The organism is Achromobacter mucicolens, from assembly GCF_029866465.1.
In the GTDB taxonomy this organism is placed as follows: domain Bacteria; phylum Pseudomonadota; class Gammaproteobacteria; order Burkholderiales; family Burkholderiaceae_B; genus Achromobacter; species Achromobacter mucicolens.
In genome coordinates, this window is sequence record NZ_CP123364.1 from 671822 (window position 1) to 685432 (window position 13611).

General features: G+C 65.0%; 13 protein-coding genes. 8 read left to right on the top strand and 5 right to left on the bottom strand.

Annotation, left to right across the window (positions count from 1 at the left end; genetic code table 11):
* Positions 1-326: 326 nt before the first annotated feature.
* Positions 327-1451 carry a tyrosine-type recombinase/integrase gene (locus QEP15_RS03000; protein WP_280148425.1) on the bottom strand — a complete coding sequence of 375 codons (1125 nt, stop codon included), beginning with the start codon at positions 1449-1451 and terminating at the stop codon, positions 327-329.
* Positions 1452-1836: 385 nt separating this feature from the next.
* On the opposite strand from QEP15_RS03000, the gene QEP15_RS03005 reads away from it, so the two are divergent.
* The 4 genes from QEP15_RS03005 (at position 1837) to QEP15_RS03020 (ending at position 6145) form a co-directional block, all read left to right on the top strand.
* The gene (locus tag QEP15_RS03005; protein WP_175157338.1) at positions 1837-2769 is read left to right on the top strand and encodes a LysR substrate-binding domain-containing protein; all 933 of its coding nucleotides are present in this window, start codon (positions 1837-1839) and stop codon (positions 2767-2769) included.
* 194 nt (positions 2770-2963) lie between these two features.
* Positions 2964-3902, top strand: a complete 939-nt coding sequence (locus QEP15_RS03010; RefSeq protein ID WP_217470105.1) for a hydroxymethylglutaryl-CoA lyase — start codon at positions 2964-2966, stop codon at positions 3900-3902.
* A 29-nt stretch (positions 3903-3931) separates the two neighbouring features.
* On the top strand, positions 3932-5110 hold the full coding sequence (locus QEP15_RS03015; RefSeq protein WP_175157340.1) for a CaiB/BaiF CoA transferase family protein: 1179 nt from the start codon (positions 3932-3934) through the stop codon (positions 5108-5110).
* 69 nt (positions 5111-5179) lie between these two features.
* Entirely contained in the window at positions 5180-6145 is a 966-nt protein-coding gene (locus tag QEP15_RS03020; RefSeq protein WP_152383351.1) for a Bug family tripartite tricarboxylate transporter substrate binding protein, read from the top strand.
* Here QEP15_RS03020 and QEP15_RS03025 read toward each other — a convergent pair.
* Both QEP15_RS03025 and QEP15_RS03030 read right to left on the bottom strand, forming a co-directional pair.
* The gene (locus QEP15_RS03025) at positions 6132-7412 is read right to left on the bottom strand and encodes a TolB-like translocation protein (RefSeq protein ID WP_152383352.1); all 1281 of its coding nucleotides are present in this window, start codon (positions 7410-7412) and stop codon (positions 6132-6134) included. The two genes, QEP15_RS03020 and QEP15_RS03025, sit on opposite strands and share 14 nt — an antisense overlap.
* A gap of 4 nt (positions 7413-7416) precedes the next feature.
* Entirely contained in the window at positions 7417-8394 is a 978-nt protein-coding gene (locus QEP15_RS03030; protein ID WP_152383353.1) for a Bug family tripartite tricarboxylate transporter substrate binding protein, read from the bottom strand.
* 138 nt (positions 8395-8532) lie between these two features.
* Between QEP15_RS03030 and QEP15_RS03035 the strand changes: the two genes are divergently transcribed.
* Positions 8533-9435: a LysR substrate-binding domain-containing protein gene (locus tag QEP15_RS03035; RefSeq protein ID WP_152383354.1), complete on the top strand. Its 903-nt coding sequence runs from the start codon at positions 8533-8535 to the stop codon at positions 9433-9435.
* 48 nt (positions 9436-9483) lie between these two features.
* Here the strand turns inward: QEP15_RS03035 and QEP15_RS03040 are convergent, their stop codons facing one another.
* Positions 9484-9711 carry a hypothetical protein gene (locus QEP15_RS03040; RefSeq protein WP_152383355.1) on the bottom strand — a complete coding sequence of 76 codons (228 nt, stop codon included), beginning with the start codon at positions 9709-9711 and terminating at the stop codon, positions 9484-9486.
* 220 nt (positions 9712-9931) lie between these two features.
* Between QEP15_RS03040 and QEP15_RS03045 the strand changes: the two genes are divergently transcribed.
* From QEP15_RS03045 to QEP15_RS03055, 3 genes are all read left to right on the top strand, one after another.
* On the top strand, positions 9932-10861 hold the full coding sequence (locus QEP15_RS03045; RefSeq protein ID WP_152383356.1) for an NUDIX hydrolase: 930 nt from the start codon (positions 9932-9934) through the stop codon (positions 10859-10861).
* A gap of 82 nt (positions 10862-10943) precedes the next feature.
* Positions 10944-11828, top strand: coding sequence for a carboxylating nicotinate-nucleotide diphosphorylase (gene nadC, locus QEP15_RS03050; RefSeq protein WP_062838512.1), 885 nt, complete (start codon positions 10944-10946; stop codon positions 11826-11828).
* 19 nt (positions 11829-11847) lie between these two features.
* Positions 11848-12834, top strand: a complete 987-nt coding sequence (locus QEP15_RS03055) for a tripartite tricarboxylate transporter substrate binding protein (RefSeq protein WP_280148426.1) — start codon at positions 11848-11850, stop codon at positions 12832-12834.
* A 34-nt stretch (positions 12835-12868) separates the two neighbouring features.
* On the opposite strand, the gene QEP15_RS03060 is transcribed toward QEP15_RS03055, so the two are convergent.
* Positions 12869-13546, bottom strand: coding sequence for a tellurite resistance TerB family protein (locus QEP15_RS03060; protein WP_142051255.1), 678 nt, complete (start codon positions 13544-13546; stop codon positions 12869-12871).
* Positions 13547-13611: the final 65 nt, after the last annotated feature.

Here is a 13611-nt window from a genome sequence, read left to right on the forward strand (position 1 = left end):
GCCGCCTTTGTACCTGCCCCAATCCTCCGACAAGAAAGCAATGGTGCCGAGTGGCCATTGTCGACGTTTCGTCTGTTCAGTGATTAGGAAGCCGGCATCCGCCATAACGCGAATAATCGGATCCAGCTCAAGACCTCGGGGCCGGTCCCTCACCTTTGCGCCCTTGTGCTTTTCCAGCCGCCTGAGCGCATCGCGGTAAGTTATCCCGAGAGCCGATGCGACACAAGCCACGCCACAAGCCCATTCGCCCAGTTGTGTAACCAGGCGATATTTCTTCTTAGTATTCATTTTAACGTCCCTTGTAAGGGTAAGGGGCGTGGCCACACTTATTCAGATGCGGTGCCGTGGCAGAATGCATCCCAGTCGGCCATCATCTTTCGCCGCTTTTCAAACATGTCGCCACGCCGATAGGAAGCTTCCACTTGATCGCTAACCGTATGCGCCAGCGCCATTTCGGCCATTTCTCGGGGGTAATTGGTGACTTCAGCCGCCCAGTCGCGAAAGGTTGAGCGGAATCCGTGCACGGTGATATCTGTTCGTTCCATGCGCTTGAGCACGGCAGTCAGCGCCATGTCGGAGAGTGGTTTGCGGTCCCGCACACTAGGGAAAACGACGTTCGTGTCGCCCAGCTTCAACTCCTCCATGCTGGTCAGTATTGCTTTTGCATGAGTCGATAGCGGCACGCGATGGTCGCGGCCAGCTTTCATGCGTTCGCCAGGAATGATCCAGACGGCGTCATCAAGTTTCACCTCGTCCCAAGTCATGCCGCGTACTTCGCCGGAACGGGCGGCAGTCAGTATCGTGAATTGCAGCGCCAGTGAGCCAAAACCGGCTCGTTGTTTCAGATCCGCCATGAAGTCGCTCATGTCTTGCCAAGGAAGGGCAGCGTGGTGCTGCACACGCGCGATCTTTTTGCTGGCTGGAAGCAGTGAATCCAGATGTCCTTTCCAACGTGCCGGATTCTCCCCGCTTCGAAACTTTCGTACGGCTGCCCAGCTAAGAATAGACTCGATGCGGCCACGAACGCGCGAGGCGGTTTCCGTTTTTGTCGTCCATATCGGTTCTAGCACGCGCATGATGTGCGCGGTTTCTATCCGATCAACGGCTGTGTTGCCCATGATGGGGCTAACATAGGTGGCGATGGTGTTCGTCCATTGATCGCCATGCTTCGAGCTTTTCCAACTGGGCTTGTGCGCTGCGATATACTTCTCAGCGCACCAGTCGAAGGTGACACTCTTGGTTTGCTCGGCAGTTACGGCTGCCCTGGCTTTTTTCTTCTCTTCGACAGGGTCTAACCCGTTGCGAATTTGGCGGCGTAAATTTAGCGCGGCTTCACGTGCTTCGCTTAGCGTGACCTCTGGGTAGGGCCCGAGCCCAGTGCGGCGTTCCCTTCCCTTGAAGGTGTAGCGAAGCACCCAGGATTTCGAGCCTCCTGGAGATATGTTTAGCAAGAGGCCGGCGCCGTCGTTATATTGCCCCGGCTCCTTCAGTCGCGTGACTTGAAAGTTGCGTGAGTTTGTTGGCTCCTGCCATTCAATCGTTCTCCTGTTAGTTTTCGATCGCAGCTTCCTTTATACGTTTTTTTATACGGAAATGTCAGCAACCACGTGGACGCTCTTGTTTCGATTTGAGACAAGCGAAAATTCAAGCAATTGATTTTTAAGTGGTTTTTGATGCGCTGTGCGGCATCATGAAAGCTTGTGATCCGCTAGTTGGTATGCCCCTCTGTCCGCCAGGAATACCGGCAAGGCCTCACCGGCCAGCCAATAAAAGCCCCGATTTCCCAGAAATCGGGGCTTTTTGCATTTCCGGGAATCGTTACGGTACGCTCGTGCCATGACTTTCGACCCATCGATCCGATCATCCGCGCCTCGCCTGGATCTCTACAGCCTGCAGGTCTTTGTGGCCGTGGTCGAAGAAGGCAGCATTGCCGCGGCCGCCACGCGTGAGCACATTGCGCCGTCGGCGCTGAGCAAGCGGTTGTCTGAACTGGAACGCATCCTGGATGTGGCGCTGATCACGCGGCATGCTCGCGGTGTGGAAGCAACGGGCGCGGGGCACGCGTTGGCGCGGCATGCGCGGGCGCTGCTGCATCAGGCGCGCGGCCTCACGGACGAGATCCGGGACTTTTCGTCGGGCGTGCGCGGGCACGTGCGCATTGCGGCCAACCTGTCGTCCATCACGCAGTTTCTGCCGGAAGATCTGCAGCGCTTTCTGGCTCTGCATCCCGGGGTGCAGATCGATCTTGAGGAAAACGTCAGTTCGGCGGTGACGCGCGCGGTGCAGGAAAACGTGAGCGATATCGGCATCTATACCCAGACCGATGACGACAGCGGGCTGCAGAGTTTTCCGTACCGGCGCGATGTGATGACGCTGGTGGTCAACCGATCCCATCCGCTGGCCGCGCGGGAGCGCGTGGCGTTTGCCGACACGCTGGAATACGACCATGTCGGCATGCACCGGGGCAGCGCCGCGAACTACCTGTTCACGCGCGAGGCGGCGGCCATCAATCGCACGGTGCGGCTGCGGTTCCAGGTCACCTCGTACGATGCGCTGGTGTCGATGGTGCGCCGGGAGCTGGGCATCGGCATCGTGCCCGTGGAGGCGCTATCCCTCTTCGATTGCGGCGATCTTAGGATTATCCCTTTGACGGACGCGTGGGCGCGGCGCCAGCTCAAATTGTGCGTGCGCAGCAATGAACCCCTGTCCGGCGCTGCCCGCCTGCTGATGGAACACCTGCTGCAAGAGGCCGCCGCCTCGGGCGATTGACGCCGGGCCCGCCGCATTCGGCCGGGTATGTTGCGCAGCAAAATCCGGACGGCGAACGCAGGCGTCGCCGCGCGCAGCCATCGCGAATGGCGATGCCCCGCTGAAGATTCGCGATTTGTGCCGGGGCGGATGACCTCGGAAGATGGCTCATCAAGCCCATGGACCGCCCGCCGCGCGGGCGCGAGGAGACAGAAGTGAGCCTTCCAAGCCGAGTGCAGATCGTGGAGGTGGGACTGCGGGACGGACTGCAGAGCGAGCCCGAGTTCGTGCCCACCGACACCAAGGCTGCCATCCTGAATGAATTGATCGCCGCCGGCGTGCGCCACATCGAGGCAACCTCGTTCGTGTCGCCCCGTGCCGTGCCGCAGATGCGAGACGCCGCGGAGTTGCTGGCGCTGGCGGACAAGCGGCCTGGCGTGGTGTTGAGCGCGCTGGCGCCGAACCCGCGCGGCGTGGAACGCGCGCTGGCATCGCGTGCCGATGCAGTCGTGGTGTTCCTGTCGGCTAGCGAAAGCCACAACAGAAAGAACCTGAACCGGTCCGTGGAGCAATCGCTGCGCGACATCGAGGACGTGGCGGCGCTGTTAAAGGGCCATCCCATGCGGCGCAAGGGCGCCATCGCGGTGGCCTTCGGTTGTCCGTTCGAAGGCGATATCGATATCGCCACGTTAAAGACCATCGTGGCCGAGTTTGCCCGCCTGGATTTCGACGCCGTCACGCTGGGCGACACCACGGGCATGGCGACGCCGCGGCTGGTGCGCAAGACGGTCGACGCGCTGCGCGCGGCGTTTCCAGCCATGGACTTTTCCCTGCACTTTCACAACACGCGCGGCCTCGGGCTGGTGAATGTGGTCGAGGGGCTGCACGCGGGCATCACGTCCTTTGAATCGTCCCTGGGCGGCTTGGGCGGCTGTCCGTTCGCGCCGGGGGCGACGGGAAATGTCTGCACCGAAGATACGGTCAATCTGCTGCATGAGATGGATATCGAGACGGGCATTGACCTGGCAGCGCTGATCCAGGCGTCGCGGCATCTTGAACAGGTGATGAAGCGCCCGTTGTCCGGCCAGGTGATGAAGGCCGGGCCGCGGCTTGCCTTGCACGATTACGACGGCGCTGTGGCCGCCGTCGGCTGATTTCCGCAACCCTGGATTCACAAGAACCCATGCCTTTATCCGGATTCCGCATTCTGGACCTGACCCGCATCATCTCGGGCCCGTTCTGCACCTCACTTCTCGCCGACATGGGCGCAGAGGTCATCAAGATCGAGACGCCTGGCGAAGGCGACCCGGTGCGCGCCCAGGGCGTGATACGCGATGGCCTGAGCTGGTACTTCGCCAACTACAACCGCAACAAGAAATCCGTCACGCTCGACCTTTACAGCGAGGAGGGCAAGGCCGTGCTGCGGCGCCTGATCGCCGAATGCGATGTGATCGTCGAGAACTACCGCCCGGGCGTCATGCAGAAGATGGGCCTGGGCGACGAGGCGCTCAAGGCGCTCAAGCCCGACATCATTCATTGCAGTATCAACGGCTTTGGCACGACGGGGCCTTATCGCGACCGGCCGGCCTTCGATTTCATCGCGCAGGCGATGAGCGGGTTCATGAGCCTGAATGGCGCGGAAAGCCAGCCGCCCATGCGCGCGGGCCCGCCCATCAGCGATCTGGTGGCTGGCATGAATGGCGCGCTGGGCATCGTGGCGGCGCTGCTGCGCCGCGAGCGCACCGGCCAGGGCGACAGTGTCAGCGTGAGCCTCCTGGGCAGCATGATCGGCCTCTTGAGCTTTCAGGCGTCGAACTATTTTGCCGACGGCCGGCTGCCGGCGCGCACGGGCAACGATCACGGCATCGCGTCGCCCTACGGGCTGTTCGAGACGGCCGACGGGCAGGTCGCCATCGCGCCCAGCAACGACGTCGTCTATCACAAGCTGCTGGACGCGCTGGAGCTGTCCGAGCTGCGCGCCGACCCGCGCTTTGCGACGAACGCCGATCGCATGCGCAACCGTGGCGCGATCACCGAGGCCATCCAGGCGCGCACGCGTCAGCACACCAGCGCCCACTGGATCGAACGGCTGAACCGGTTCGGCGTGCCATGCGGTCAGGTGCTGAACCTGCAGGAAGTGTTCCAGGATCCCCAGGTGCAGGACCAGCGCATGGCCATTGACGTTCCGCATGGCGGCCACGGCGATGTGCGTATGCTGGGTTTCCCGATCAAGTTTGCGCAAGCCGAAGCCCGGCCCGTGCAACCGGCGCCCGCGCTGGGCGCCGATACCCGCGATGTGCTGCTGCGGTTCGGTTTTGCGCAGGACGACATTCTTGGATTGCAGGAACGCGGCGTCATCTGAACGCGCCGCGGCAGGACCACCAAGGCGACACCGCCTGCCTATAAAGCAATAACGACGGAGACACATCACATGCTACGCAACCTTCTGCTTTCAGCTTGCGTGCTGGGCGTCGCGGCAGGCGCCCACGCCCAGGAGTCCTACCCGAATCAGCCCATCCGCATCATCGTGCCGTTCACCCCGGGCGGCGGCACGGACTTCCTGTCCCGCACGGTGGCCGCCAAGCTGGGCGAGACCACCAAATGGAACGTGGTGGCCGAGAACCGGCCGGGCGCGGGCGGCACCATCGGCATCGGCGCGGCCGCGCGCGCCAAGCCGGACGGCTACGAGATCGTCATGGGGCAGGTCGACAACCTGGCGGTGGCGCCTTCCATCTACAGCAAGCTTTCATACGACCCGGTCAAGGACTTTGCGCCGATCGGCATCGTGGGCGAAGCGCCGCTGGTCATTGTGGCCGGCAAGTCCAGCCCCTATCAGACCTTGCAGGCGCTGATCGAAGCGGCCCGCAAGGCGCCCGGCGCAGTCAACTACGGGTCGCCCGGCGCCGGCACCATCACGCACCTGGCTGCCGAACTGCTTCAGCAGCGGGCGGACATCAAGCTCGTGCATGTGCCGTACAAGGGGTCGGGGCCGGCCATGGCCGACCTGCTGGGCGGACAGGTGCCGGTGATCTTCACGTCGATCCCGTCGGCGGCGCCGCAGCTCAAGGCCGGCAGCGCCGTCGCGCTGGCCGTGACCTCGCCGCAGCGCAGCCCGGTTCTGCCCGACGTGCCGACAGTGGCGGAACTGGGGTATCCGAACTTCGACGTGCGGGTCTGGTATGGCTTGCTGGCGCCGGCCAAGACGCCCAAGCCCATCATCCAGACGCTGAACACGGAACTGAACAAGGTGCTGGCGTTGCCGGCGATGCAGGAAGCCTTGGCCGCTCAGGGCGCGCAGGCCATGCCCACGACGCCGGAGCAGTTCGCCGCGACGATCAAGCAGGACTACCAGAAGTGGAAGCCCGTGATCGAGGGCGCGAAAGTCAAGCTGGATTAAGCACGATCGGCGACACGTCCAGCACATACATCTGGCGTTCGCCTTCGTGCACGGAGTCGATGCAGACCTGCGTGCCGTCGCGGCTCCAGCGCGGATGCAGGTCGCAGCGGTTTTCCTTGGACAGGTTCGGGTCGGCATAGAAGCTTCCCAGCGCATGCCGGCCGCCCGTTTCCATGTCGTACAGGAACAGGATGCGCTCGTGCGTGGCGCTGTCCGGATAGGTGTCGCTGAGCAGCCAGCGCGTGTCGACCGGTGAAAACGTCATGTGGCCGTTCTCGGTCAGCACGCCGTCGCCCACGACTTGCACGTGGCCGTCCGGGGCGTCTTCATACAGGTGGTAGTGGATGCTGCCGGCATGCGGGCCCCAGACGATGATCGAGGTGTCGTCGCGCCACAGCGGGTGCGAGATCTGGTATTCGGACTTCTCGTAGTCGAAGGTGCCCACCGCGTTCGGGTCGAAGTCGTCGGCCAGTTGCGGCAGCGGGTGGTCGGAGCATTCCAGGAGGCGCATGTCGCTGCCGTCCGCGTTCATGGTGATGAGGCGATGCAGGAAGCACGTTTCATCCGCGACGCGTTCGGTCCAGCGGTGCAGGAACAGGATGCGCGTGGACGAGGGATTGACCTCTATGTGGCTGACCCAGTGGATGGCCCGGTCCATCGACTCGCGCGGATGGAAGTTGCGCAGGTCGGCGTAGCTGACCAGCAGGCGGTGAGCGCCGGTCTCCAGGTCCATCGCGCGAATGCCGTCATCGGCAGGTGCGAGGGCGACGGGGCCGGGGGCATGTTCGCTGTAGCCGATCGTCTGGTGGGTGATGTAGAGCCGGCGGTAGTCCACGCACAGCGCATAGCGGCTGTTGGGCGCGGCCACGTAGATCGGCAGGGGCAGCACGCGGGTTTGGCCGGTGGCGATGTCGTGGATGGCGCTACGAAAGCCGGGATAGACGCCGCTGTCGTCGGCGCTGCGGCAGTTGTAGATCAGCTGCGGGCTGGGGGCGCCGTCCAGCCATTGCAACTGGCAGCCCATCTGCCAGTTCCATGCGGTGGTCTCGCCCACCGCGTGATAGCGGTCGCCGTCTTGCACGTCGAAGTAACCGACTTCTGCGCGCAATTCGGGCGTCAGGACGGCATCGGCGAAGGCGGTGCGGTTGGCAAGCAGATAGCGCCCGTCGCGGTGCCAGACGGTCTTGTTGTAGTAACCGAAGAAATGGTGGTGCGGCGCGTCGTTCAGACGGCGGCAGGCGATGGGCGTGGCAAACATGCGATTCATGGGTTCAACCCGCGGTGATGTGTTCGGTTTCGATGACCTTGTTCCAGCGGGCGCGCTCGCGTTCGACGAAGTCGCGCGCCGCTGCGGGCGAGTTGCCGACCGGGGTCATGCCCAGGCGTTCCAGGCCGCTGCGAAACGCGGGATCGGCATAGATCCGCTTCAGGTCGGCGCTGATCTTCTCGATCAGCGCATCGGGCACGTCTTTGCTGGCGGCCAGCGTGGTCCATGACGTGACGGTCAGGCCTGGCAGGCCGGCTTCGGCGGCGGTCGGCACGTCGGGCAGAGCGGGCGAGCGGCTGGCGCCCGTGATCGCAAGCGCCTTGAGCTTGTTGGCCTGGATGTAGCCGATGGTGGTGGGCACGTTCTCGAACAATAACTGGATCTGGCCGCCCAGCAGGTCGTTGGTTGCCGCCGAACTGCCGCGATACGGGATGTGCACGATGGGGGCCTGCGCCGACATCTTGTAGAGCTCGCCGACCATGTGCACGGACGATCCGACACCTGCCGAGCCGAAATGCAGGGTGTCGGGCTGTGCCTTGGCCAGCGCGGTGAGCTCGGCCAGGCTGTTGGCCTGCAACGCCGGATTGGCGACCACGACGTGGGGCATCTCCGCCACGATGGTGATCAGCTTCAGGTCCTTGGCGGGCTGGTAGTTCAGCGCCTTGTACACGCCATAGGTCGCGTGCAGGCCAATGGAGCCGAGCAGCAGCGTATAGCCGTCCGGCCCGGAATCCGCCACGAACTTGCCGCCGATGTGGCCGCCGGCGCCTGGACGGTTCTCCACGACCACCGATTGCCCATACAGCTTGCTCAGGTGTTCGGCCACCAGGCGGCCCTGGATATCGGAACTGCCGCCCGCCGTGAAGGGCACGATGATGCGCACGGGGCGGTCGGGATAGTTGGCCTGGGCCTGCGCGGTGAGCGGCAAGGCGGCACTTGCGAGCGTCAGGCACAGGGCCTGCAGGAGGCGGCGGCGATTCATGGTCATTTCCCCAAACAGTGGATGCGTGGCGGGCACATCTGACGGCGCCCTGGAAAAGCCAGTGTAGGAGCCGCCTAGTATTTGAAAAAATTCTTTTTTGCACATAGGCTATGCAGAATTGCCATACTCTGTGACGCCATGAGCCGACCGCTGAATTTCCGCCAGATCGAAGCCTTCCATGCGGTGATGCTGGCGGGCACCACCACCGGCGCGGCCCAGATGCTGCGCACCACCCAACCTTCGGTCAGCCGGCTGCTGGCGCAGACCCAGCAGGCCACCGGGCTGCGCCTGTTCGACATGGAGCGCGGGCGGCTGCGGCCCACGCGCGAGGCGAAGGATCTCTTCGACACGGTGCAGCGTCATTTCGTGGGCTTGGAACGAATCGAGGATCGGGTCGCGGCCATGCGCCGCAGCGGCAGCGGCGTGCTGCGCCTGGCGTGCACGCCAGCGCTGGGCCTGGGCATGTTGCCCGGCGCGGTGGAGGAATTCGCGCAGCGCTATCCGGATGTCCACATCAACATGCAGACGGTCGGCAGCCAATACTTGCGCGAAGGGCTGCTGCATGGAACCTACGACGTGGTCGTGACCACCGCGCCGCTGGAGGGGACGCAACTCGATTTGCGCACCCTGCACGAAAGCGCCGCCGTGTGTGTGATGCGGCCGGATCACCCGCTGGCCGCGCAGGCGAGCGTCGGCATCATGGATCTGCATGCGCGGCGGCTGCTGGTGCTCAATGCGGACGACGACGTGTACCTGCAGCTTCGCGGTGCGATGCAGGAACACCGGGTCCAGCCTGCGTCCGAAATCGAAACCACCTATTCGTCGACGATCTGCGCGCTGGCCGCGGCGGGCAGCGGACTGGGCATCGTCAATCCGTACATTGCCGGCGTGTTTGCCGGCCAGTTGGCCATCCGGCCGTTCACGCCGCGCCTGCCGGTGCGCGTCAGCATGGCCTACCCGACGCAGACGGCGCCATCGCTGGTGACGGAAGCGTTCGTGGAGATTCTGGCGGGCCGGTGCAGGGGTTTGCCCCAACCGTAATTAAAACCGCCGGCTGGATGCCGGCGGTGGTCGGGTGACGGCTGCGCGTCAGGGCTTGGGCGTGTCGTACGACGTACCCAGCACGTCGTCTTCCGGCGTGATGACGCCGGGCTCGCCGGGTTCGGCAATGGCGCGTCCACGCCGCGGCATGCCGGCCACGACCTTGCTTTCATCGGGCATGGGCAGGGTTTCGGTGCCCTTGCGCGGGTCGGTGTGAGGCTTTTGCTCGTCAGCGGCCTTGGACGCGGCGTTCGGATCGGGAGAGGTTTTCAACATGGCGCTTGCTCCGACTGCGCGCACGCCAGGATGGCGATGCGCCTGGACATGGGCCTATCTTAGAACCGCTGCCGCGGGCAGGCTGCGTTCTGGATGTCACGATTGCAAGGGGCTGTTGCAGGACAACGGCCCCCAAACTTGCCACACTGCATCCTTATAATCCTCACCTTCCCCCCGCCTTGCTCGCGCCGACACCCACACTTCCTTTTCCTCGCCTGCCTTGACCGAATCCGTCGAACGCTCCGTTCATGCTGAACTCGTTGCCGTGCTGGTGGCCGTCACCAACGGCGAGCCGCGCGTGCTGACCACGGACGATGCGCGCGCGTTGCCGGCGGGACCGTTCGAGCTATCGCATCGTTCGCTGCAGGCCGGTTTGCGAGACTGGGTGGAAGCGCAGACGCACCATCCGCTGGGCTATGTCGAACAGCTTTATACGTTCGCGGACGGCGACCGCTCCGATGAGTCGGGCGGGCGCGTCATCTCGGTCAGCTATCTGGGCCTGACGCGCGAGGCGGGCGAAACGGGCGTCGCGCAGGTCGGATGGCAGGACTGGTATCGCTATTTTCCGTGGGAGGATCGTCGCGCCGGCACCCCCGCGCTGGTGGACGAGGTGATCGTGCCGCGCCTGTCGGCCTGGTGCGAAGACAGTACGGACGCCTCGGTCCGCGCGCGCCGCCATCAACGCGCAGCCATCACGTTCGGCCTGGACGGCGCCGCGTGGAACGAAGACATGGTGCTGCAACGCTACGAACTGCTGTTCGAAGCCGGGCTGGTGCCCGAGGCGGCGCGGCGCGCCGGGGGCCAGGCCGCAGCGCCGGGGCAGCCGATGCGTCACGACCACCGGCGCATCCTGGCCACCGGCATCGCGCGCTTGCGCGCCAAGATCAAGTACCGGCCAGTGGTGTTCGAGCTGATGCCGGACGAATTCACGCTGTTGCAGTTGCAGATGGCGGTCGAGGCGCTGGCGGGGCGGGGTCTGCACAAGCAGAACTTTCGCCGCTTCATCGAGCAGCAGGACTTGGTGGAAGAGACCGGCGCGATGGCGACCGGGACGGCCGGACGGCCTGCCAAGCTTTTCCGGTTCCGCCGGGATGTCCTGCTGGAGCGCGCCATTGCAGGCAGCAAGCTGCCCGTCTCGCGTGTCGTTTGACGCTTGACAAGGCTTATACTCATATTTAGCATAAATGTTGCGCAAATCTCGCGCGCCTTTTTTTACGCTACAAATACTCAAAATGAGCATTAAAGCCGCAGTGCCCGCCGCCGCTGATCGCCTGCCCGTTCCGCCCTTGCCGGACGTCATGCTGGAGCCGCTTGTGCGCGCGGCGCTGCTGGAAGACCTGGGCCGTGCTGGCGACCTGACCACCGACGCCATCGTGCCGGCCGACGCCACCGCCGAAACGCGGCTGGTGGCGCGGCAGGAGGGCGTGCTGGCGGGGCTGGATCTGGCCCGCCTGGCGTTCCGGCTGATGGATCCCAGTCTTGCGTTCACGGTGTCTCACCGCGACGGCACTGATCTGGCGCCGGGGATGGAGATCGCACGCATTCAGGGCAATGCCCGCGCGATGCTCAGCGCGGAGCGGGTCGCGCTCAATTTCCTGTGCCATCTGAGCGGCGTGGCGACCGCCACGGCGTCGATTGCGCGCGCGATTGCGGGTTACGGCGCGCGCGTCACGTGCACGCGCAAGACCATGCCGGGACTGCGGGCGGTGCAGAAGTACGCCGTGCGCGTGGGGGGCGGCAGCAATCACCGTCACGGGCTGGACGATGCGGTGCTGATCAAGGACAACCACATCGCGCTGGCCGGCAGCGTGGCGACGGCCGTCGAGCGCGCACGCGCCGGCGTCGGCCACATGGTCAAGATCGAACTGGAGGTCGACACGCTGGAGCAGCTTGAGGTCGCGCTGGCGCTGGGCGTGGACGTGGTGCTGCTGGACAACATGAGCCTGGACGACCTGCGCCGCGCCGTCGCCATGGCGCGGGGCCGTGCCATCACCGAGGCCTCGGGCCGCATCACGCCCGATACCGCGGCGGCCGTGGCCGCCACCGGCGTGGACCAGATCGCCGTGGGCTGGCTGACGCACAGCGCCAAGGTGCTCGACATCGGTCTGGACGCCTGAACTTTTATCGGCCTGCTAAATGAAACGCCTGCTGCTTTCGTCGCTCTCGCTGCTGACCCTGACCCTGACTGCCTGCGGCAATCCGCCGTCGGGCGAAGCGCCGGCAGACGCATCGTATCCATCGCATCCGATCACGATCGTCGTGACGTTTCCGCCGGGCGGCGGCACCGACCTGCTTGCGCGCCGGCTCGGCGCCAGCTTGCAGGAGTCGCTGGGGCAGCCGGTCGTGGTGGAAAACCGGCCGGGCGCAAGCGGCAACATTGGCGCGCGCATCGTGGCCGAAGCGCCGCCCGACGGCTACACGCTGCTGATGGTGAATAGTTCGTTTGCGATCAACCCCGGTGTCTACCGCAATCTGGGCTTCTCGCCCAAGCGGGATTTTGCGGCAGTCATCAACGTGGCCTTCGTGCCGTCGGTGTTCGTCGTGCCGGCCGCCTCGCCCCTGCGCAACCTGGACGACGTGATCGCTGCCGCCGTGCCGGACAAGCCGCTGCCCTTTGCCACCTGCGGCAACGGCACGCCGCAACATCTGGCGGGCGAGCTGCTCTCTCGCAAGACGGGCGCGGTGATGCAGCAGGTGCCGTACAAGGGCTGCGGCCCGGCGCTCACGGATGTGACGGCGGGTCAGGTGGGCCTGGGGGTGGTGACGGCGTCCAGCGCGGCGCCGCTCATTGCGGCCGGCAAGCTGCGCGCGCTGGCCGTGACGTCGCCGGCGCGTTCGCCGTTGATGCCCACGGTGCCGCCGGTGGCCGAACAGGGCGTGTCCGGCTACGCGCTGGATCAGTGGCATGGCCTCTTGACCCCGGCGGCCACGCCGCCCGCAGTGGTCGACAAGCTGAATGCCGCGGTGGCGAAGATCGTGCGGCGGCCAGACGTGCAGGCCGCGCTGCGCGAGCAGGGTTTCACGCCTGCCAGCAGCACGCCGGAAGCATTCCAGCGGATGATCGGCGCGGATATCGACCGCTACACGGCGCTGACCGAGGCAATCGGGCTACGCGCGGACTGAGCTGCAACGCCGGCTACAAAGCCGGCGGCGTCGGTCAGACTGCGGCCTTGGCGTGCTGCTCCAGCTGTTCCTTCAGGCCCGGTTCCAGCTTGAGCTGGCGCGCCAGTTCGTCCAGGTAGGCACGCTCCATGAAGCTTTCCTCGTCCACCACGAGCAGGCTGGCCAGATACATCTCGGCCGCCATTTCGGGCGTCTTGGCCGACTGGGCGATCACGCTGGGATCCAGGGGACGCGACAGTTCGGCCTCCAGCCAGCGGCGGTCCTGGGCGTCGGACGACAGCTTGGCCAGTTCCGTTTCCAGCAGGGATTTTTCCTCGGGGCCGATGTGGCCGTCGGCCTTGGCCGCGCCGATCATGGCGGTGAGGACCGCATTGCTGTGCTGCTCGGCTTCCGGGGCCGGCAGACGGTCGAGCGTCTGGGGCGGCGCGGTGGGGGCGCCGGCCTGCTTGCGCTGCCAGTCGCCGTAGGCGCGATAGGCCAGCGCGCCCAGCGCGGCCATGCCGCCGTACATGGCGACCTTGCCGCCGATCTTGCGGGCCTTCTTGCTGCCCATCAAGAGGCCGAGGGCGCCTGCCCCCAGGGCGCCGCCGCCAAGCCCCGAAAGCAGGGACGAGCCCTTGCCGCCGGTGGCGTTTTGCACGCGGTTCGTGGTGTCGGAAAGCAGCCCTTGTCCGGACTGCAACAGTTGATCGAGTAATTGCCGGGCGCTCATGCGGCCTCCTGTGAATCTGACGGTCAGGGATATCGGACCATGGCCGCGGCAGGAAGTTCAGCTTT

Coding starts and splice junctions, on each gene's coding strand:
- QEP15_RS03005 (WP_175157338.1), top strand. CDS start 1,837: ATGACTTTCGACCCATCGATCCGATCATCCGCGCCTCGCCTGGATCTC.
- QEP15_RS03015 (WP_175157340.1), top strand. CDS start 3,932: ATGCCTTTATCCGGATTCCGCATTCTGGACCTGACCCGCATCATCTCG.
- QEP15_RS03020 (WP_152383351.1), top strand. CDS start 5,180: ATGCTACGCAACCTTCTGCTTTCAGCTTGCGTGCTGGGCGTCGCGGCA.
- QEP15_RS03025 (WP_152383352.1), bottom strand. CDS start 7,412: ATGAATCGCATGTTTGCCACGCCCATCGCCTGCCGCCGTCTGAACGAC.
- QEP15_RS03030 (WP_152383353.1), bottom strand. CDS start 8,394: ATGAATCGCCGCCGCCTCCTGCAGGCCCTGTGCCTGACGCTCGCAAGT.
- QEP15_RS03035 (WP_152383354.1), top strand. CDS start 8,533: ATGAGCCGACCGCTGAATTTCCGCCAGATCGAAGCCTTCCATGCGGTG.
- QEP15_RS03040 (WP_152383355.1), bottom strand. CDS start 9,711: ATGTTGAAAACCTCTCCCGATCCGAACGCCGCGTCCAAGGCCGCTGAC.
- nadC (WP_062838512.1), top strand. CDS start 10,944: ATGAGCATTAAAGCCGCAGTGCCCGCCGCCGCTGATCGCCTGCCCGTT.
- QEP15_RS03055 (WP_280148426.1), top strand. CDS start 11,848: ATGAAACGCCTGCTGCTTTCGTCGCTCTCGCTGCTGACCCTGACCCTG.
- QEP15_RS03060 (WP_142051255.1), bottom strand. CDS start 13,546: ATGAGCGCCCGGCAATTACTCGATCAACTGTTGCAGTCCGGACAAGGG.